Consider the following 20,960-nt stretch of genomic DNA (forward strand, 5'->3'; position numbering starts at 1 on the left):
TTCTCATGCATCTTTTGATATTGGAATAGAATTTATCATTTGTGTTTACACTTTTATCTGCAAGTTTAATAAGAAATTTGTTAAGATTCTAAATTTGCATTGACAGTAGAGTTAGATAACTGTAACATTATTATAACATTCAAAAAATTAACAATGGTGTACAAAGCAAACCAAGTATTGTCTAGGTGTTTTTTTAGAGTATTTAAAAAAAGGTGTTATTAACTGACCCAGAGGAATACTATTATGGAATTTTATAATGTGGCAGTAGAGGTTAAGTTGCGGGGCTTTACAATGTAATGTAAGGAGGAATAAAATGCAAATAAGAGTAGAGCTTTCTATGGTTCAGAAGTTTCAAAAGTTTATTCAGATGGGAGAGTACAAAAATAAAGCAAAGTGTGAACTATTTATTGAAGGTTTAACAGATAACATTGGTTTCCAAAAGATGATGGAGTTTTATAATGGTGCTATTACAAAAAATGAATATATTGAAATAGTTTACTCGGGTTTTAATCAATTAGACTACTATTGTGAAAGTCAGGCTCAAAAACTAATGCATAGTAATTTTATGCTATTGATTCAAAATAAAAAGTTGCTAAACAAGAAAATTGATTTAATTAAGTCATATAACTTCAATAAGTTCCAACAAGCTTTAAAGCCCACTCTACCATCAAATACACCAATAAATGCTGATATTCATTTTGTCGTTGATGGTATAAATGCTGGAAGCATAGTGGATGCTGAAACCATGCTGATGTATATAATGATATGGCCTTCTAAAGAAAAATATCTTGACCTTATTGAAGGAATTATTCTTCATGAATATCATCATCTTGGCTTAAAATATTGGCTAGATAAAGATCCTATTCGTGAATTATTGCTTTCTAGAAAAAATAACCAAAGTGCTTTATTGAAATTAAGTGATGCTTTGATGAGTGAGGGAGCAGCCACATATTTTTTTAATCAGGGACACAATATGTATCCACTGTTAATTGAATCATATGGAAACGATTTTGCAAAAAAATATCAAAATGCAATAAATCAGAGAAACTTATCAAAGGATGCAATGTTAATACAACTAGAGCAGGATTTAAAGACAATTATAGATAATAAAGTAAGCTATAGTGAAATGATAGATATTTTAAATCAGTATACCTTCAACGCAGATGGAGGCGAACCAAAGGACAAAAATCTGGGTTGTCATATGTGTAAGATGATAGATAGAGAATTGGGGAGGGCAAAGTTAATAGAAATATTTTTAAAGCCAACAGAATTTTTGTTAACGTATAATCAAGCTTCAGCGAAAACAGACGCCTTTCAATTCCAACAGTCTACTATTAAAAGTCTGGAAAGGATGCTTGTTTAGTAATTGTATAATCTCTCCTACTTTGACCAGTAATTAGATGATTAGTGTTGAAAACTGAACGTCATAAGACTGAAAGTTTTATGAAATAAGATAAAGGTTTGTAATCGTATAAAATATGTGATATAATTCTATTTTGGGTTAAAGATATTAGCCATAAGTATTAAAATTATATTTGCAATAATTTTATAGAAAGCTTAATTATCTAAAGATGCTTTCATTTTGTATGTTAATCTATTATATCTTAATTTTAGATTTTGAGGATAAATTATAATATCAGTTGGATTTGATTTGTTTTTGAATTTCCCATATAAAAATTATTAAAAAATATATAGTCTTCATTCAAGTTTTTATTTATTTTTGCTTGATGATTTCGATACTGTCTTGGCTAACATAATTTTTTTATGTTAGTTTTTTTATGGGAAAAAACTAAAGTTTAACTTTCTATAGGTAATTGCAAAATGACCAGATTTTAAACCTTTATAAAGAACATATTATTTGGCATTCCCACTAGGTAGTTCGGAGGTGACATGTCAATAAAATGGTTCTATATCAAAAAAACCTGTTATAGCAGGGGTGTAAAGTTTTGCAAATACCTAACAACAATATATATGAAGGAGGTGTTTATGATGGAAATAAATATAATGCTAGCGCTTGTTTCTTTGTTTTTAATTACAGCGACTACCAATATTTTAGCGACTTTAAAGAGCATTTTGTTAGCTAAAAAGATTATGAACCCGGTATATTTTTTAGTTTTTGCCGATGCGATGATTTTTGCCACCGTTGTTGGGCAGGTAGCCAATTCGGACGGAATTCATTTTGCCGTTGCTTATGCATTAGGGAAAACACTTGGTGTATTTATAGGAGGTAAGATTGAAGAAAAGCTTGCCCTTGGAATACTAGAAATAGATGTATTTCTAAATAATAAAAACAAAATGGTAGAAGTAGCTGAAAAACTTAGAAAAGAAGGCTATACCGTGAACAATTACTTAGCTAGAGGTAATAACGGTGGAAGGAGATACAAGGTAGAGGTTGTAATAATGAGAAAAGAATTTAAAGTTTTTGAAGATATTATCAAGAAGTGTGGCCTAAATGATCCTACGTTAAAGATAAAGAATCTTAATAAGGTAGAGGGTAAGATCACCACAACAAGAATAGTAAAACCAGTTTAAGTTGTAGTGAAAATGTAGCCGCTTAGCTAAAATGTAAATTTCTAAGAAGTATATTGATTTTAAAACTAGAAAAGAGGTTAAGATATGAGCTTAATTACTAGAGGAAACTTAGAAAAAGGCAGTAGAGTGAAGGTTGTACAAAAACAAGATCAAAAATCTGGAAAATTGACGGAGGGAATTGTCCAAAAGATACTGACAAAGTCCCATACTCACCCACATGGAATTAAAGTAATGCTTGAAGATGGTGTAGTAGGAAGAGTTAAAGAATTACTGCAGCAATAACAGCACTTAGCTTAAATAGCTAGGTGCTCTTATTTTTATGGTGATAAGTACAGAAAATAACTTTATTCGTTTTGCCCTTGTAAAAATTTATAAAATAATATAATATCGCTTATAGATAGAAATACATGTCAAAACAACTGACCTTAAACAAATTTTTGGTCAATAAAACGAGGTTCTTTTAAAAATCTGTAGCTATGTATCATTTTCATAAATATCTTATGGATGAATAAAAAGGTTATAAACAGGAGGTGATAGGGTGACACATAAAAAAATTGGGTGGATATTCGTTAGTTTACTCTTAATTCTTAACAGTTGTTTTTTTGGGCTGGAACTATATAAAGATGGTATAAGAAACCAGCTGATGGAAAAGGAGCAGTTAAGTCAAGAAACATTTACGGAGCTTAGTCGGTTAGGTAGTTGGACTTATTTTATAGAAGTTTTGTTGCTAATAATAATTGTAACAGTAGCAGTTTGGATTATCATGAAAAAGCATAGAAAACTCTTAAGTTTTTTTATCTATGTTAATATAGCAGCCTGTGTTATATTTTTTGGAATAGGTATATTATTAGCTAATATTTTTGAAGCGGCCCCTGGAAACCTAGTTCAACACTTAATAGGTCCAGCTTTTATCACTGTTATTCTAATTATTTATCAATTGGTTCTTTTATTTATGAAAAGAAGAGAAATCAAAAATTAAGTGAGTTAAATACATGTAAAAATCCCAAAGTTTAGAAAGACTTTGGGATTTTTAACTCCATATCCACATGAGGAATATTATCTTCTAGATATTGCTCCGATACAACTTTAAAGCCCAACTTTTTATATAAGTCAACTATATAAAATTGGGCAGATAAATGTATCTTTGTGTATTTTGTCTTTGTTTTTATAGTTTCGATAGCTTTAGCTAGTATTGTTTGAGAAAGACCTAAACCACGATAAGATTTGTGGGTTACTACTCTGCCTATAGCTGCGCTGCTTTCTTTAAAAAGGATGCGGGCATAGCTAACTATTTTGTCATCTTTTTTTAAGTACAAATGCCATGCTTTTTGGTCATTATTGTCAAGTTCAGGGTATGGGCAATTTTGTTCTACCACAAATATATCTACCCTAAGTTTCATAATTTCGTAAAGATCCTCATTGCTTAGGTCTGAAAAAGTTGCTAAAACAATTTCTTCATTTGTGTTCATAGAATCACTCCTCTCTATATATATTACCTTATTTTACTTGCTTAAACTACATAGTTTGGTAATTTGCTAAAAGAATTTCCCTTTGATAAACTTTAGAATAATAAACAACTATTTTTATTTAATTGTAGACAGCTGCTAAATTGCTTAAAAGATGTTTTAGTAGTGGTATAATAACCTTAACTATACTGTCACTCTAAAAGGTGTTAGATTAATCTGATGCCCAGTAGCCCATGGGAGGTGATTAAAATAGAATGCCCAATTATACATATGGATATGGATTCTTTTTTTGCCGCTGTGGAAAAAAGAGATAGACCACAACTTAAATATAAGCCGGTGATTATAGCTAATGACCCCAAAGCAAATCCGAGGGCGGTTGTTTCCACCGCATGTTACGTAGCTAGAAAGTTTGGAGTAAGATCAGCTATGTCTGCTGTTCATGCGCAGCGCTTATGTCCTGAAGGCGTTTTTATAGCACCTAACAAAAATAAATATGCTGATGAAAGCAAGGTTATTATGGAGATACTTCATAGCTTTACCCCAGCTGTAGAGCCACTGTCTATCGATGAGGCTTTTTTAGATGTTGAAGGCTGTGAAAAACTGTGGGGAAGTTCTCTTGATATAGCGAAAAAAATTCAACATAAAATATTTAAAAAAACAGAGTTAACATGTTCATTGGGGATAGCTCCCAATAAATATTTAGCAAAGCTATGTTCTGAATATAGGAAGCCTAATGGTATTACCTACCTTCATCCAGAAAAGGTTAATGAGTTTCTATTGCCTATGGATGTGGGCAAAATATGGGGAGTTGGTGCAAAGCTAAAATCTGAGTTGAATAAATTGGGGATTTATACGGTGGCAGACTTACAAAAATGCTCTCAAAGTTTTTTAACTAAACGCTTTAATAAAATGGGAACGCAGTTATGGAGTTTAGCAAGAGGAATTGACAATAGAGCTGTAGAAACAGTTCAAAAGGCACAATCCATAAGTAGAGAGTATACCTTTAAAGAGGATATTATAGATGGAGATTATTTAAGAGGTGTGGTTTACTCCACATCTGATGAAATTAGCAGAAAGCTGCGGTCTAAAAATATAAAGGCTAAAACGGTGTATATAAAGGTGAAGTTTAGTTCCCACAAAACGATAACAAGACAGTATGCCATTAGTTCGGGAACTATGCTTTCGTCAGATATATCACAAAATGCCGTTAGACTTCTAAAAGATATAACAAGGTTTGAAAAACAATCAATTAGGCTATTAGGGGTTGGGGTTGCAAATTTAACTTCCCAGCAATCCGCTCAACTAAGCTTTTTCGATTATACAGACAAGAAAGATGAAAAAGAAAAAAAGCTTTTGGAATCTTTAGATGAGGTCTTAACAAAATACGGGGAGAGCTCTGTTTTTAGGGCATCCGCTCCAAACGTAATTATGGAGGAAAAGTTACGTGGAAAAGCTAATAGAGAAGAAAATAATAAAAGGGTTAAAAAATAAAGAAGAATGGGCTGCAGATAAACTATTGGAGTATTACGGGCATAACATTTATGCCCTTGCCTATAAATTTACAAAGAACGAACATGATGCCAAGGATGTTACCCAAGAAATTCTGATAAAAGTGTTAGAAAAGATTCATAGTTTTAAAGGTGAAAGTAAGCTTGGGACTTGGATATATCGTTTGGCATACAATTATTGTTTAGATTTTTTAAAAACTAGCCAAAAGCATAGCGATGCTTTAAAAAATGTTCCTATAAGTACAGAAAAAGTAGTTAATGATCCTCATAGAATAATGGAAAACAAGGATAAGTATTTAAATTTATTTAAAGCTTTAGGGAAACTAGAGGATAAGTATAGAAACATTATTATATTAAAGGAATTTAGAGGGTTGACATATGAGCAAATAGGGCATCATCTAGATATCCCCAAAGGTTCAGTAAAATCTTCTCTTTATAGAGCAAGAAAAAAGCTAGCGGAATTGCACTCAACATTGGAACAATGATAAAAAATATTCGTCTAAGTAGTAAGGACGGTGAAAATTATGAAATGCAATGACATCCAGTTAATTATAGAAAAAAGTTATGACTCTCCATTGAGTAAAAAAGAAAGTAAGCTAGTTTTGCAACATATTAAAAGATGTGCAAGTTGTAAAGGGAAATATGATTTTGCATTAACATATAGGGAGTCGCTTACAGATAATAATCAGATTAAAATGCCGGAAGGTTTGAGGGATGATTTTTTGAAACAAGCTAAAAGCCAACAGTTAATTAGCGATAAGAATAAACATAAACAAAAACAAAAACGTCCCTTAGCTATAGCATACAAAGCTAGTGCAATTGCTGCTGTATTATTGTTATTGTTTATAAGCGTCGATATTTTAGGCCAACTAGGTGCAGAATTACCAGAGCGACCGCAGGGTGAAGAGTTTCAAAAAATGGACATTATTCAAGAGGAAAAAACTGAATTGGATGATGCTGATAACTTGATACAGTTAGTGGTGGATCGAATAATGTATATTGTTATAGCGGTGATACTGTTAGTTCCCTTTGGATGGAATTATCTAAAAACCAAAAAAAGTTGATATAAAATTATCGGATAAGTCCCGGGAATTGCTGCGTAAAAAGCGCCAAGTACTGGTATTTTACAGCTCAAATAACGACAGTGGTAAATACTAGCAAAGGGAGTTTTGAAAAATGCCAAAGGAAATCTCAACTAAAATGGAGTATAATTAAGATATAGTAAATAAGGAGTTGTTTAATTTATGAAAAAATTGATTGTAATTGATGGCAATAGTTTGATTTATCGTGCTTTTTTTGCGTTACCTCTTTTGCAAACTGAAGGTGGTCGTTACACTAATGGGGTATATGGGTTTACCACCATGCTACTAAAAATGTTAGAAGATGAAAAACCAGATTATATGTTAGTGGCATTTGACAAAGGGAAAAAAAACTTTCGACACGATACATACAAGGAATATAAGGGACATCGCCCTAGCACTCCAGATGAGCTTAGAGAGCAATTTAAAACAGTTAAAGAGATGCTAGAGCTTATGAATATAAAGTTTTATGAAGCGGAGAACTATGAAGCAGATGATATAATAGGAACTGTTTGTGAACAAGCTAAAGGGCAAAAGCTTAAAACTACGGTAGTTACTGGAGATAAAGATATTTTACAATTAGTGGATGAGTCTGTTGAAGTAATGTTGACAAGAAAAGGGATTACCAACACAGAAAGATACGATGTGGAAAAGTTTAAGGAAGTTTATGGTATCAACCCCGCACAGTTTATTGATATAAAAGGCTTGATGGGCGACTCTTCTGATAATATTCCCGGTGTGCCAGGAGTCGGTGAAAAAACAGCGCTAAAGTTTATCAAAAAGTATAAAGATATCGAAGGTGTTTACGAAAATGTAGAAGAGTGCGGTGGGCCTAAAATGCGTGAAAAACTAAAGGCCAATAAAGATATAGCATTTATTAGCAAAGACCTAGCTACAATTTTTAAAGAGGTGCCAATTGATTTCAAGTTTGAAGATCTAAACATAGGAATTTTCGATGTAAAGTTAAAAGATATGTTTATGGATTTAGAATTTAACTCATTACTGCCTAAGCTTAATATTGAGACACCTCAGCAACAATTAAAGGAGTTAGAAATAAAAGGTAATACTAACGCTAAAGATTTACAAAATAAAAAGGTTGCTTTTTGGTGGACTGATAGTACTATCTATGTCTGCGACGGTAAACTGGTTTATAAGCTGGAAGATGAAAAACAGATGAATCAGTTTTTGTGTGATGAAAGCATAGATAAAATATGCTATGATAAAAAGAGTGTTTTACACAAAGCAAGTGATATAGGCTGTCAGCCAAAGGAGTTGAAATTTTGTTCGGTTATAGCGGCATACCTTTTAAAACCAGAACAAAAAGAATATACAATGGAGTTTTTGTCCACAAACTATATTGGAAACACTGCTGTGTGTGATGAATTTCCACAAAATTATAGCTATGCCCTTTATAACATAGCTCAAAACCTTAAAAAGGAACTAGAGGAGAAAAAGCTTTGGAAGCTATATTTAGAATTAGAACTTCCTCTTACGGAAGTTTTATATACTATGGAAAGAAATGGAGTAAACATAGACAGAGAACATTTAACTGAACTAAAAGATGAGTTTTCAAAAAGGCTTGCCGATTTGGAGGAGAAAATTTACTCCTATACTGATGAAAAGTTTAATATAAACTCACCAAAACAATTGGGGAAAATTCTTTTTGAAGAATTAAACTTACCGGTGATAAAGAAAACTAAGACAGGATACTCTACAGATGTATCGGTACTGGAAAAGCTTCGCACCGAGCATCCTATTATAGAGCATTTGTTGCAATATCGCATGGTGGCTAAGATAAAATCAACTTATCTAGAAGGGATGGAAGGGTTGATAGGCAAAAATGACGGAAAAATTCACACCCACTTTAACCAGACCATAACAGCTACTGGTCGATTAAGCAGTACTGAGCCTAATCTGCAGAACATACCTATTCGAGTGGAGGAAGGTAGAAAGGTAAGGAAAATATTTGTGCCCCACCAAAAAGATAATATTTTAGTTTCTTTGGACTATTCTCAGATAGAGCTAAGAATAATGGCCCATATGTCCCAAGATTCAGTTATGATAGATGGCTTTAAAAAAGAGCAAGATATTCATACTAGAACAGCGGCGGAAGTTTATGGGGTTGATTTAGAAGAGGTTACTTATGAGCAAAGAAGAAATGCAAAAGCTGTAAACTTTGGCATAGTATATGGAATAAGTGATTACGGATTATCACAAAACTTAGGTATCAGCCGGAAGCAAGCTAAGGAATATATCGATAGATATTTTGAAAGATATGTAGGCGTAAAAAGTTTTATTGAAGAAACAGTTGAGAAAGCAAAGGAGAAAGGGTATGTAACTACACTGTTTAATAGAAGAAGGTATATCCCTGAGATAAACAGTCGTTCATTTCATCGTAGAAGTTTTGCAGAAAGAACAGCAGTAAATACACCTATACAAGGGACAGCAGCTGATATAATCAAAAAAGCCATGGTGGATATCCATAAAGCTAATCTTGCCTGTGATATGTTACTTCAGGTTCATGATGATTTGGTATTTGAAATAGATAAAAGCAAAGCTGACCAAGTTATACCCCAAATTAGAACATTGATGGAAGGAACAATAAAGTTAGATGTAGCGTTAACTGTCGATGTTAACAAAGGTAATAATTGGTATAACATGGAGTAAGAAAAGGAGAATGGTAGATGCCAGAGTTACCGGAAGTGCAAAATGTAGTAGATGGACTTAAAATTTTGCAAGATAGGTATGTGGAGGATGTAAAAGTTTATAACGTTAACACCGTAAAAAATCCTAACACATCAGACGATTTTGAAGATATATTAGAAGGTAAAAAGGTTTTGGATGTGTTTAGAAGAGGGAAATATATAGTTTTTCAGCTGGATGCAGATTATAAACTTATAACCCACCTTCGTATGACAGGTGCACTTGTGGTTGGTGAAAAAGAGGTCACAAAGTACACAAGGGTTGGTTTTTTGTTTAGTAAGAATCTAGCAGTGAACTTTAATGATATTAGAAGGTTTGGCACTATGTCACTTTTGCATCAGGAAGAATTATATAAAGAGAAAGGTTATTTTAACTTAGGGGTAGAACCTTTAAGTAAAGAGTTTAACCACAGATATATGTTAGGCAAATTATCATCTAACAGAGCGATAAAGACTGTTATTTTAGATCAAACTATTATAGCTGGCTTAGGCAATATTTACGCCGATGAATGTTTGTTTTTAGCGGGGATACACCCCAACCGAAAAGGGAGGGAGTTAACCAAACAGGAAGCGTGCATATTAGTTGATAAAATTAAGCTAGTGTTAGAAAAAGCAATTAACTGTGGAGGAACAACTTTTAGAGACTATAAAAATTCAAAAGGGGAAAGTGGGAACTTTCAACAGCATCTACATGTATATGGTAGAAAGGGTCAAAAATGTTTGCTTTGCAATAAAGGGTTAAAAAACAGTAAAATATCTGGTAGGACAACGGTTTTTTGCCCAAATTGCCAGAGGTAGACTCACAGCGTTTGCTCAAACACCATATATTATTACACCTTTAAAATCAAGAGGTGATTATATGGAAGTTTGGGCAATGCTGTTGTTAGGTATGGCTGTTAGTATTGATGGGCTAGGTGCGGGTGTGGCATATGGTATAAACAAGGTTAGGATGAGCACAATTACAATAATTTTAGTTTCAATAGCATCCGGGTTTGCAATCTATCTTAGCTTATTAGGTGGTAGGATTTTTTCTAACTTTGTTACGCCAAATACCTCAGAGTACATCGGAGCGGCTATTTTAATGATTATGGGTCTATTTTTGTTTGGAAATGGATTAAAAACGTTACTTTCTAAGGCAAAGCAAGTTGGTTTTAACCATAGAAAGTGGTATCTTAATATATTAGCAATATTAAAACAGCCTATGGCTGCTGATATCGATAAATCAGGAACCATAAGCTATTATGAGGGTGTATTGCTAGGAGTAGCTTTAGCTATGGATGCTTTTGGCGCTGGTTTTGGAGCAGCCCTCTCTGGAGCAAATCCTGAACTGTTGGCATTAACAGTTGTTCTTTTTAAGGGTATAATGTTGAGTACAGGACTTTATGTTGGAAATTTATTTTCTAACCTTTCATGGCAGGGTATTTTAGTTTTATTGCCGGGGATAATATTTTTTACCCTTGGCGCAATTAATCTGTTATAATATAAAACAGTTAAGCTTTTCGCTTGACTGTTTTATATTATAAAAAAGCTTTATAAGAAAACGATGGCAAGCCATTTAAACCTTTATATATAATTTGGAAACTAGGTTTGTTATAAAAAATGATGCATAAATATATTAGGAGGGAATAATGTGTTAATCATAGGATTGACTGGAGGTATAGCTAGCGGAAAAAGCACTATTTCAAAGCTATTAAAAAGAATGGGCGCTAAAATTATTGATGCAGATATAGAGGCAAAAGCAGTTACAAAACCAGGGACACCTGCATGGGAAAAGCTTGTAGAACGATTTGGGAATGAAATTTTAAGACATGATAATACAATAGATAGAAGAAAGCTTGGTAATATAGTTTTTGGAAATGAAAAAAAATTGTCAGACCTAAATAACATAGTTCATCCTCAGGCTATTAAAAGAATAGAAAACAAAATATCAAAGATGAAAAGTTGGAATAAATATAAAGCGATAGTTTTGGATGCGCCGCTGTTAATTGAAACCAATATGGTAGATTTAGTGGATGAAGTGTGGTTAGTAGCGGTAGATAAACAGACCCAGATTAATAGGTTGATTAATAGGGATAACTTTACTGAAGAACAAGCAAAGGCAAGACTTCAGGCTCAAATGTCTTTAGAAGAAAAGAAAAAGGTGGCAGATGTAATTATTGACAACACAGGAACTAGAAGGCAGACAAGAGAGCAAATTTTATCTCTTTGGGAAAAAAGGGTGAAATAGTGTCAAAGAGTTAGGGGGACAATATATTGAAGACAAGGTTTAAGGTATACGGACTTATAATAATTTTAGTGTTAGCCATATTATTTGTTTTGCAACAAACTGATGTATTATGGAGACATCTGTACCCAACAGAGTATAATGAACTTGTTTATGAGTATAGTGAAAAATATGACTTAGACCCCTATTTGATTTTTTCTATAATTAGGATAGAAAGTAGGTATAATGAAGACGCTGTATCTAGAAGAGGAGCATTAGGTTTAATGCAGTTAATGCCTGATACAGCAAAATGGATTGGAGAAAAGCAAGATATTGAGATTAACAACAACGAAGATATCTTAAACCCTGAAACAAATATTGCTTTAGGATCATGGTACTTAAAACATCTTATAGATTACTATGATGACAAAACTATTGCAATTGCAGCTTACAATGCCGGTCGTGGTAATGTGAGTAGATGGTTAGAAGAAGGTTTATGGGATGGCACCTTAAATTCTGCAGCTGACATTCCTTTTGCAGAAACTAGAGAATATGTATACAAAGTTAATATAGCCCATAAGAAATATAGAGAAATCTATTACGACTAAATATATTTTCACAAAAAATGAGAACTGTGTTCAAACATTATATTATCAATGTTTGAACACGGTTCTCATTTTAAATTAATTAGAGGCTTTATTTTGAAATAAAACTTTATATCCCCCCCACTTTTCTTACTATACTATTACAATTAGATTAAGGGTTTTAGAAATAAAATCGGGTGGGACACCGTTAATCGATAAGGTGTTGCTAAATTATAAAATAAAATATAAAGTTGCATATATATTTACAAAAAGGTACTAGAGAAGTTTTAAGCCGTCACAGAAAGGCAAACAACAACTTTTATCATATAAAAATATAGAAGTAAACCCTATTACTGAACATTTAAAAGGTTTGCCAAAAAATATTACAAAAAATATTTAAACTTTGCAGGAGTATTACAAATAATGTAGAATATAGTAACTGTAAAGTAATGTGATAAAAATATAGGGAGGTAGAAAAAATTGTTAAAGAAAAGTTTGATTTTGGTGTTGAGTTTGATGCTGTTAGTTGGTTTTGCTGTTGGGTGTGGACCAGCAGTTCCTGACGTAGGTGGACAAATAATATATGGCATGGCAGGTGACCCAGATAGTTTTAATCCAATATTGTATCAGGATTCGGCTTCTGGTGATGTTCTTGATTTTATGTTTGATGGTATGATGAGAAGAGATCATGAGTTTGAATTAGTTCCTCATCTTGCTACCGACTGGGATATTAGTGATGACGATTTAGAGATTACCTTTAACCTAAGAGATGATGTTTTATGGCATGATGGTGAACAGTTTACAGCCCATGATGTGGAGTTTACTTTTTCCACCATGATGGACCCAGATTACCCAGGTGTTAGAGGTGGAAACTTTACCGCCATTGAAGAAATTGAAATTATTGATGACTATGAAATCAAATTTTACCTTAGTGAACCCTTTGGTCCTATACTGAATAACCTGGCTTTTAGCATTATTCCTAAACACATATTTATAGACCAAGTTGAAGAGGATGTGTCAGAGCTTGACGCTCATCCAGCAAACAGAGGTCGAACTCAACCAGTAATAGGAACAGGTCCCTTTGTATGGGGAGAATGGGTAGACGGTGAATATGTTAGACTTGGAAGAAATGAAAACTATTGGATGGATGACGAATATCCGTTTGTTTCAGAAGTTTTGTTTATTGATGTACAGGATTCAGAAGCTCAGATGAGGGCGCTAGAGCAAGGTGATATTAATATGGCGGCTCTTACGCCTGAAGAAAGAGAGCATATAATGGATGAAAAAGGTCCTGAAGGAGATAACACTTTAAAATTTGAAATAATTGACGATTTGGGATACACTGCTATTCAATACAACCACAGAGAAGATGCTTTTGGTGAGGGTAAAGTAAATCCGTTTACAGATGTTAAGGTGCGTCAAGCAATTACCCATGCATTTAATCGCCAGCAAATAATTGATCAAATATTAGACGGTCAAGGTTATCTAATGCATAGCCACTTCCCTAGATCTTCTTGGGCGTATTCAGAAGACCATGTAACCAAGTTTGACTATAATCCAGAACGTGCTGAAGAATTATTAGACGAAGCTGGTTGGAAAGAAGTAGATGGATCAGACTATAGACATCTAGATGGTGATATTGACAATCAGAAGCTTGAGTTTACACTGTTGACTCATCCAGAAAATAACATCAGGGTTGATATGCAGGTAATAGCTCAAGAACAGCTAAGAGAAGTAGGAGTAAAGGCAGATCCTGAATTAGTAGAATGGCAAACTTTCCTAAATAATCATATTGATGTAGGTGAGTTTCATGCAGCTATACTAGGATGGAACTTAGGGTCAGATCCTGATCCATATAATATCTTCCATAGCGATAACATCGACACAGGGTTTAATCATATAGGGTATGAAAATGAAGATGTGGATCGTTTAATAGAACAAGGGCGTTATGCTGTAGATCCTGAAGAGCGTGCCGAATACTATGCCGAACTTCAACAGATAATGTCTGAAGATTTGCCCTACACGTTCTTATTTGCTCAAACAAGAACAAGAGCCTTACCAGTTAATTTAGAGGGATATAAAGTTGGAGAAATTGCTTTATACTATCCTGAACAATGGTACTTCGAAGAAATTTCTGATGAATAAAACTTACTAAACTAAGTAGCCTTGACTATCAAGTCAGGGCTACTTTTTTGCTCTTATAGTAAAGCGGTACTTAGTTCGGGGTGTAAAAGGAAAGACAGAGGGATAATTTGGTCTAACAAACAATTTGAAAAGTTACAGATTTATTTCAAGTGAAGTCGCGAAACACCCTCTAAAAACCAAAAAAAATAAAAAAATTAAAATTGTTGCAGGAATATTACAAAATACACCGAATAATATGTAATATGAAAGTAATATTTAAGATTGTTATTAAAAGGAGGTAGAAAAAATTGTTAAAGAAAAGTTTGATTTTGGTGTTGAGTTTGATGCTTTTAGTTGGTTTTGCTGTTGGGTGTGGACCAGCAGTTCCTGACGTAGGTGGACAAATAATATATGGCATGGCAGGTGACCCAGATAGCTTTAATCCAATATTGTATACGGATTCGGCTTCTGCTGATGTTCTTGGTTTTATGTTTGATGGTATGATGAGAAGAGATCATGAGTTTGAATTAGTTCCTCATCTTGCTACCGACTGGGATATTAGTGATGACGATTTAGAGATTACCTTTAACCTAAGAGATGATGTTTTATGGCATGATGGTGAACAGTTTACAGCCCATGATGTGGAGTTTACTTTTTCCACCATGATGCACCCAGATTACCCAGGTGTTAGAGGTGGAAACTTTACCGCCATTGAAGAAATTGAAATTATTGATGACTATGAAATCAAATTTTACCTTAGTGAACCCTTTGGTCCTATACTGAATAACCTGGCTTTTAGCATTATTCCTAAACACATATTTATAGACCAAGTTGAAGAGGATGTGTCAGAGCTTGACGCTCATCCAGCAAACAGAGGTCGAACTCAACCAGTAATAGGAACAGGTCCCTTTGTATGGGGAGAATGGGTAGACGGTGAATATGTTAGACTTGGAAGAAATGAAAACTATTGGATGGATGATAATTATCCATTTATTTCAGAAATTTTGTTTATAGATGTACAGGATTCAGAAGCTCAGATGAGAGCGCTAGAGCAGGGGGACATTAATATGGCGGCTCTTACGCCTGAAGAAAGAGAGCATATAATGGATGAAAAAGGTCCTGAAGGAGATAACACTTTAAAATTTGAAGTAATTGACGATTTGGGATACACTGCGCTTCAGTACAACCACAGAGAAGATGCTTTTGGTGAAGACAAAGTAAATCCGTTTACAGATGTTAAGGTGCGTCAAGCAATTACCCATGCATTTAATCGCCAGCAAATAATTGATCAAATATTAGACGGTCAAGGTTATCTAATGCACAGCCACTTCCCTAGATCTTCTTGGGCGTATTCAGAAGACCATGTAACCAAGTTTGACTATAATCCAGAACGTGCTGAAGAATTATTAGACGAAGCTGGTTGGAAAGAAGTAGATGGATCAGACTATAGACATCTAGATGGTGATATTGACAATCAGAAGCTTGAGTTTACACTGTTGACTCATCCAGAAAATAACATTAGGGTTGATATGCAGGTAATAGCTCAAGAACAGCTAAGAGAAGTAGGAGTAAAGGCAAACCCTGAACTAGTAGAATGGCAAACTTTCCTAAGTAATCATATAGATGTAGGTGAGTTTCATGTAGCGATACTGGGATGGAACTTAGGGTCAGATCCTGATCCATATAATATCTTCCATAGCGATAACATCGACACAGGTTTTAATCATATAGGGTATGAAAATGAAGATGTGGATCGGTTAATAGAGAAGGGGCGCTTTTCTGTAGATCCTGAAGAGCGTGCCGAATACTATGCCGAACTTCAACAGATAATGTCTGAAGATTTGCCCTACACGTTCTTATTTGCTCAAACAAGAACAAGAGCCTTACCAGTTAATTTAGAAGGATATAAAGTTGGGGAAACTGCTTTATACTATTCTGAACAATGGTATTTTGAAGATATTTCTGCGGAATAGAAGTGACATAAAAAATGCTTCTAGATTTATAAAAAAAGCCACATTTATGGTTAGCATAAATGTGGCTTTTTTTATGTTTTTTATGTTAATAAATAGCATTAAAATTAATCAACGCTCCGCCCAAATTTGCAAATTGGAAGATGTTAAGCTTGGAGTATGAAATATTTTACCTTAAGAAACCTACATAACTAGCGTTATATAAGTTACTATTTGTAGGATTCCCCACTTTAAGATATATCAAGATCTAATAGTTGGAAACGGAGAGTATCTGGTGCTGAATAGTAGTTAAACAAAAAAGTTGGCTTTGGTAAAATTACGCAGCAAAAGTTACAAAAGGAATAGACAACAAATGTATTACAATGGTCTATTCTGAATTATTACTGAATTGTTTCTATAAAAAGGAGAGGGTGTTGACAAAAAAGAGGAGAAGAGGTAATATATTTTCATGCAGAAAACGATTAAACACGGGAAGTTAATGCAAAAAAATAAAAAAAAGTAACTTTTGCAGGAGTTTGCTATTTTTTATAGAATACATGTATTAACAAAGTAATATTACAGTTACTTTGTTTCGTTGGAGTGATATTATGTTAATATAATGTTGCTCAAAAAATATAGGGAGGTATGAAAATGTTGAAAAGAAGTTTGGTGTTGATGTTGAGTTTGGTTTTAATTGTAGGATTTGCTGCAGGATGTGCTCCAGCTGCTGTGCCAGACACAGGTGGGCAAATAACAAGGGCTATGGTGGGTAGCCCAGATAACTTCAATCCTATTTTGTATACGGAATCAGCATCTGGGGATATTATACCCTATTTATTCGATGGTATGATGAGAAGAGATCATGAATTCGAGTTGGCTCCTCATATAGCAAAAGATTGGGATATCAGTGAAGATGACACTGAAATCACCTTTTGGTTACATGAAGGAGTAAAATTTCATGATGGTGTAGAACTTACAGCCCATGATGTAGAGTTTACGTTTAGCACCATGATGGATCCCGATTACCCAGGGACTCGAGGAGGTAACTTTCAGCATATTGAAAATATTGAAGTTATAGATGACTATCAAATTAAATTTACTTTAAGTGAGCCTTTTGGTCCTATTATGCAACATTTATCATGGAATATTATTCCCAAACATATATTTGAAGAACAAGCTAAAGAAGATATAAGCGAGCTTGATGCTCACCCTGCAAACAGAGGGCGTAATGTAGATGTTATTGGAGCAGGACCTTATAAGTGGGGTGAGTGGGTTGATGGTGAGTATGTAAGGCTTGAAAGAAATGATAATTATTGGATGGATGAAGAATATCCTTTTATTTCAGAAATTCTATTTATCGATGTACAGGACGTTGATGCTCAAATGAGGGCACTAGAGCAAGGTGATATTAATTATGCCAACGTTCAGGCAAGTGATAGAGAACATATTATTGCAGAAAAAGGCCCTGAAGGAGATAATACCCTTAAGTTTGAAGAGGTTGACCAGCTGGGATATACAGCTATTTGGTATAACCATAGAGAAGAGGCTTTTGGTGATGATAAAATAAATCCTTTTACAGATGTTAAAGTGCGTCAAGCAATAACACATGCTTTTAATCGTGAACAAATTATTGAGCAAATTTTAGAGGGACAAGGTTACCTTATGCACAGTCATTTCCCTAGATCTTCTTGGGCATATTCAGAAGATCATGTAACAAAACTTGACTATAATCCTGACAAAGCTTCTGAACTACTAGATGAAGCTGGATGGAAAGAAGTAGATGGCTCAGATTATAGACACTTAGATGGGGATATTAGCAATCAAAAGTTTGAGTTTACTTTACTGACCCACCCAGAAAATAATACTAGAGTGGATATGCAAGTTATAGCTCAAGAACAGCTAAGAGAAGTTGGGGTTAAAGCTGATCCTGAGCTTGTAGAATGGCAAACTTTTATAAACAATCACGTTGATGTAGGAGACTTTCATGCTGTTATTTTAGGATGGGATTTGGGAGGAGATCCTGACCCCCATAATATTTTCCACAGCGATAGTGCAGATTCAGGATTAAATTATGTTGCGTACGAAAATGAAGATGTTGATCGGTTAATAGAAAAGGGTCGCAATGTAGTAGACCCTGAAGAACGTGCGAAATATTATGCCGAGCTTCAGCAAATAATGTCTGAGGATCTACCATATACCTTTTTATTTGCAACAAAGCAAACTATTGCGGTGCCTATTGGTATGGAGGGGTATAAAGTGGGAGATACTGGTTTATTCTATCCTGAACAATGGCATATAGAGGAAATTAGTGCTGAGTAATAATTAAATATAGGCATTTTACATTGGTTAACAACGAAGATGCCGACGCAATGACGTCGGCATCTTTTAAAACCTAAAAACACAAAAATTTTAAATTTTAATTAACAGTTTTCAAAACAATTGCTTTAATTCTGTGTATATAGTATAAAAGAAGTAAGATTCAAAATGAAAGAATAATTATCAAAAGAGAGAAAAATCTCAACAGTATCAGCACTTAATGAGTTGTAAGACAGATTATAACAGAATTAAGTGCACGGGAAATTGAAAACAGAACCTTTACAAATCTTGGCTATATATAGTAGCAACAAAGAGAAATAGCTATTAATTTTTTAATATAAAGAAGGAATTTTGTTTGTTATTATCGAATATTAAATTTTGTAGCACAAACTATTATACAACAGACTATTTTTCAGGAGCCAAAAATCCTGACTTTTATAAATTTTTGTTAGAAGGGGGGAACAAAGCTTTATAAAGGCCTGGCATCAACGCAAATTATTAAAGGAGGTTTAAATATGTCGACGTATATTTTAAGAAGGCTTTTACAGATGATTCCAGTTTTTATTGGAATAACAATTGTATCATTTTCAATTGTTCATTTAGCACCTGGTTCGCCTATTGATATTATGGCGAGTCCGGAGACTCATCCAGATGATTTAGCGAGACTAGAAGAATTATGGGGGTTGAATGACCCGGTTTATGTGCAATATGGTAGATGGTTTAAATCATTTGTTACCGGTGATTTTGGGAGGAGTTTTAGAACAGGTGAGCCAGTACTAGAAATTCTTCTTGCTAGGTTGCCTAATACTATTCAGCTAAATCTCTTTTCTTTGATTTTTGCTTTGGTTATAGCGATACCTGTAGGGATATTTTCAGCGTTGAGGCAGTACTCAGTTGGTGATTATATAGCTACTTTTTTAACTTTTTTTGGTATAGCGATGCCCAACTTCTGGTTTGCGCTGTTACTATTATATTTATTCTATATAAGGCTAGAGTGGCTGCCAGGAATGCAGATGCGAACGATTGGTGTATCTACAGAAACCCATGGGCTTTTTGTAGTCTTAGTGGATCGAATTCGACACTTGATTCTTCCAACCATAGTTATGGGTACTCATTCTATGGCAAGTTTTACCCGTTATATGAGAGCTAGCATGCTGCAGGTAATTAGAGAAGATTATATTAGAACGGCCCGTGCAAAAGGATTATCAGAAAGAGTGGTAATATATAAGCATGCTTTGAGAAATGGTATGATCCCACTAGTGACCATACTAACCTTTACTATCCCTAGTCTTTTAGCTGGGTCTGTAGTTATTGAACAAATTTTTTCGTGGCCTGGAGTAGGTAGAACAGTATTTCAAGCTATAGGCCAGCGGGATTACAATATTGTTATGGCATTCAACACTGTTATGGCGACACTTACTATGGTGTTTATGTTATTGGCAGATATAGCATATGTTGTTGTAGATCCGAGAATAAGATTCGACTAAAACCGGAAGGGGGTATTTAAATGTCAGATAAAAAAAATAAAAACGTTGATGTTAAAGAACTTAATGCTGAGCAGCTATTGAAAGAGGCCGATAAAAAAGCTGAAGATAGTAGTATGTGGAGAACGTTCATTAGACGATTTAAAAGGAGTAAAACAGCTATTATAGGTTTTATTCTTCTCATTATTATGTTTTCTACTGCTATTTTTGGTCCTATAATATACGCTGGATTTGAATTTTCAATTGGTGATATGGAAATATCATGGGGCGGTACCCATGGACACCATTATAGAAGTCAAAATCTTGATAATAACCTTGCCCCACAAAGCTGGGAGCATCCACTAGGTACCGATCACCTTGGTCGTGATGTTTTGGCTCGTGTGCTATGGGGAGGTAGGGTCTCTTTAGCTGTTGGGTTTGTAGCTATGGGGATTGCTGGAACCATAGGTATTATTTTGGGAGCTAGCGCAGGATATTTTGGCGGCGCTGTAGATATGATTATTATGCGCTTTACGGAGATAATTATGAGCTTCCCACTTTTGTTTTTATTGTTAACTATCTTAGCGTTATTTGATGGCGGGGGCATAATGCTTATAATGGTTGTTATTGGATTAACTGGTTGGACTGGCATATGTCGTTTGGTAAGAGCTGAATTTTTATCTTTGAGGGAGAGGGATTTTACACAAGCAGCACAAGCTCTAGGAGCTAGTGACATAAGAATTATTTTCAAGCATATCCTTCCAAATGCAATGGCCCCTTTAATTGTTTCTATAACTCTAGGTGTTGGTGGTGCGATTTTGACTGAGACGACTTTAAGCTTCTTAGGTATCGGAATAACTCCCCCCGATCCTAGTTGGGGAAATGTTTTGAATGATGGACAATCTTATTTGAGAGATCATCATCACTTAACAACTTACCCAGGATTATTTATTTTCTTGACTATTTTGGGTTATAACTTCTTAGGTGATGGTTTGAGAGATTCTTTGGATCCAAGACTTAAACAATAATAATAT

Annotated in this window: 18 protein-coding genes; 17 read left to right on the top strand and 1 reads right to left on the bottom strand. The window is 34.3% G+C overall.

The annotated features are described in order from the left end of the window. Positions 1 to 313 precede the first annotated feature (313 nt). The 4 genes from PRVXT_RS03895 (at position 314) to PRVXT_RS03910 (ending at position 3,511) form a co-directional block, all read left to right on the top strand. The gene (locus tag PRVXT_RS03895) at positions 314 to 1,363 is read left to right on the top strand and encodes a DUF5700 domain-containing putative Zn-dependent protease (RefSeq protein ID WP_350344377.1); all 1,050 of its coding nucleotides are present in this window, start codon (positions 314 to 316) and stop codon (positions 1,361 to 1,363) included. A gap of 626 nt (positions 1,364 to 1,989) precedes the next feature. Continuing rightward, on the top strand, positions 1,990 to 2,532 hold the full coding sequence (locus PRVXT_RS03900; RefSeq protein WP_350344378.1) for a DUF5698 domain-containing protein: 543 nt from the start codon (positions 1,990 to 1,992) through the stop codon (positions 2,530 to 2,532). An 84-nt stretch (positions 2,533 to 2,616) separates the two neighbouring features. Beyond that, entirely contained in the window at positions 2,617 to 2,814 is a 198-nt protein-coding gene (locus PRVXT_RS03905) for a YwbE family protein (protein WP_350344379.1), read from the top strand. A gap of 256 nt (positions 2,815 to 3,070) precedes the next feature. Beyond that, positions 3,071 to 3,511 (top strand): hypothetical protein, encoded by a 441-nt coding sequence (locus tag PRVXT_RS03910; RefSeq protein WP_350344380.1) that lies wholly within the window; start codon positions 3,071 to 3,073, stop codon positions 3,509 to 3,511. A 31-nt stretch (positions 3,512 to 3,542) separates the two neighbouring features. Here the strand turns inward: PRVXT_RS03910 and PRVXT_RS03915 are convergent, their stop codons facing one another. Further along, positions 3,543 to 4,001, bottom strand: coding sequence for a GNAT family N-acetyltransferase (locus tag PRVXT_RS03915; RefSeq protein ID WP_350344381.1), 459 nt, complete (start codon positions 3,999 to 4,001; stop codon positions 3,543 to 3,545). Positions 4,002 to 4,238: 237 nt separating this feature from the next. Here PRVXT_RS03915 and dinB point away from each other — a divergent pair, with 237 nt between their 5' ends. From dinB to PRVXT_RS03980, 13 genes are all read left to right on the top strand, one after another. Beyond that, positions 4,239 to 5,489, top strand: a complete 1,251-nt coding sequence (dinB, locus tag PRVXT_RS03920; RefSeq protein ID WP_350344382.1) for a DNA polymerase IV — start codon at positions 4,239 to 4,241, stop codon at positions 5,487 to 5,489. Continuing rightward, positions 5,443 to 5,991 (top strand): RNA polymerase sigma factor, encoded by a 549-nt coding sequence (locus PRVXT_RS03925; RefSeq protein WP_350344383.1) that lies wholly within the window; start codon positions 5,443 to 5,445, stop codon positions 5,989 to 5,991. Before dinB ends, PRVXT_RS03925 begins: the two co-directional genes overlap by 47 nt. A 30-nt stretch (positions 5,992 to 6,021) precedes the next feature. Continuing rightward, complete coding sequence (locus PRVXT_RS03930) at positions 6,022 to 6,570, top strand: hypothetical protein (protein ID WP_350344384.1); 549 nt, start codon at positions 6,022 to 6,024, stop codon at positions 6,568 to 6,570. Between the two features lie 180 nt (positions 6,571 to 6,750). Then, entirely contained in the window at positions 6,751 to 9,252 is a 2,502-nt protein-coding gene (gene polA, locus PRVXT_RS03935; protein WP_350344385.1) for a DNA polymerase I, read from the top strand. Positions 9,253 to 9,269: 17 nt separating this feature from the next. Next, positions 9,270 to 10,085 (top strand): bifunctional DNA-formamidopyrimidine glycosylase/DNA-(apurinic or apyrimidinic site) lyase, encoded by an 816-nt coding sequence (gene mutM / locus PRVXT_RS03940; protein ID WP_350344386.1) that lies wholly within the window; start codon positions 9,270 to 9,272, stop codon positions 10,083 to 10,085. Positions 10,086 to 10,146: 61 nt separating this feature from the next. Continuing rightward, positions 10,147 to 10,767 carry a sporulation membrane protein YtaF gene (gene ytaF, locus PRVXT_RS03945; protein WP_350344387.1) on the top strand — a complete coding sequence of 207 codons (621 nt, stop codon included), beginning with the start codon at positions 10,147 to 10,149 and terminating at the stop codon, positions 10,765 to 10,767. Between the two features lie 150 nt (positions 10,768 to 10,917). Then, positions 10,918 to 11,514 (top strand): dephospho-CoA kinase, encoded by a 597-nt coding sequence (gene coaE, locus PRVXT_RS03950; protein ID WP_350344388.1) that lies wholly within the window; start codon positions 10,918 to 10,920, stop codon positions 11,512 to 11,514. Positions 11,515 to 11,540: 26 nt separating this feature from the next. Continuing rightward, positions 11,541 to 12,098 carry a lytic transglycosylase domain-containing protein gene (locus PRVXT_RS03955; protein ID WP_350344389.1) on the top strand — a complete coding sequence of 186 codons (558 nt, stop codon included), beginning with the start codon at positions 11,541 to 11,543 and terminating at the stop codon, positions 12,096 to 12,098. 456 nt (positions 12,099 to 12,554) lie between these two features. Then, a complete protein-coding gene (locus PRVXT_RS03960) occupies positions 12,555 to 14,219 on the top strand; it encodes a peptide-binding protein (protein ID WP_350344390.1) in 1,665 nt (554 codons plus the stop codon). Positions 14,220 to 14,506: 287 nt separating this feature from the next. Next, a complete protein-coding gene (locus PRVXT_RS03965; RefSeq protein WP_350344391.1) occupies positions 14,507 to 16,171 on the top strand; it encodes a peptide-binding protein in 1,665 nt (554 codons plus the stop codon). A gap of 627 nt (positions 16,172 to 16,798) precedes the next feature. Then, the gene (locus tag PRVXT_RS03970; protein ID WP_350344392.1) at positions 16,799 to 18,466 is read left to right on the top strand and encodes a peptide-binding protein; all 1,668 of its coding nucleotides are present in this window, start codon (positions 16,799 to 16,801) and stop codon (positions 18,464 to 18,466) included. 512 nt (positions 18,467 to 18,978) lie between these two features. Continuing rightward, the gene (locus PRVXT_RS03975) at positions 18,979 to 19,950 is read left to right on the top strand and encodes an ABC transporter permease (protein WP_350344393.1); all 972 of its coding nucleotides are present in this window, start codon (positions 18,979 to 18,981) and stop codon (positions 19,948 to 19,950) included. A 20-nt stretch (positions 19,951 to 19,970) separates the two neighbouring features. Further along, positions 19,971 to 20,954, top strand: a complete 984-nt coding sequence (locus PRVXT_RS03980) for an ABC transporter permease (RefSeq protein WP_350344394.1) — start codon at positions 19,971 to 19,973, stop codon at positions 20,952 to 20,954. Positions 20,955 to 20,960: the final 6 nt, after the last annotated feature.

Source organism: Proteinivorax tanatarense, assembly GCF_040267685.1.
Lineage (GTDB): Bacteria > Bacillota > Proteinivoracia > Proteinivoracales > Proteinivoracaceae > Proteinivorax > Proteinivorax tanatarense.

Bases quoted from the DNA above. Each gene is read 5' to 3' on its own strand.
- PRVXT_RS03975 (WP_350344393.1), top strand. From the start codon at position 18,979: ATGTCGACGTATATTTTAAGAAGGCTTTTACAGATGATTCCAGTTTTT.
- PRVXT_RS03900 (WP_350344378.1), top strand. From the start codon at position 1,990: ATGGAAATAAATATAATGCTAGCGCTTGTTTCTTTGTTTTTAATTACA.
- ytaF (WP_350344387.1), top strand. From the start codon at position 10,147: ATGGAAGTTTGGGCAATGCTGTTGTTAGGTATGGCTGTTAGTATTGAT.
- polA (WP_350344385.1), top strand. From the start codon at position 6,751: ATGAAAAAATTGATTGTAATTGATGGCAATAGTTTGATTTATCGTGCT.
- PRVXT_RS03980 (WP_350344394.1), top strand. From the start codon at position 19,971: ATGTCAGATAAAAAAAATAAAAACGTTGATGTTAAAGAACTTAATGCT.
- PRVXT_RS03905 (WP_350344379.1), top strand. From the start codon at position 2,617: ATGAGCTTAATTACTAGAGGAAACTTAGAAAAAGGCAGTAGAGTGAAG.
- PRVXT_RS03970 (WP_350344392.1), top strand. From the start codon at position 16,799: ATGTTGAAAAGAAGTTTGGTGTTGATGTTGAGTTTGGTTTTAATTGTA.
- mutM (WP_350344386.1), top strand. From the start codon at position 9,270: ATGCCAGAGTTACCGGAAGTGCAAAATGTAGTAGATGGACTTAAAATT.
- PRVXT_RS03895 (WP_350344377.1), top strand. From the start codon at position 314: ATGCAAATAAGAGTAGAGCTTTCTATGGTTCAGAAGTTTCAAAAGTTT.
- PRVXT_RS03915 (WP_350344381.1), bottom strand. From the start codon at position 4,001: ATGAACACAAATGAAGAAATTGTTTTAGCAACTTTTTCAGACCTAAGC.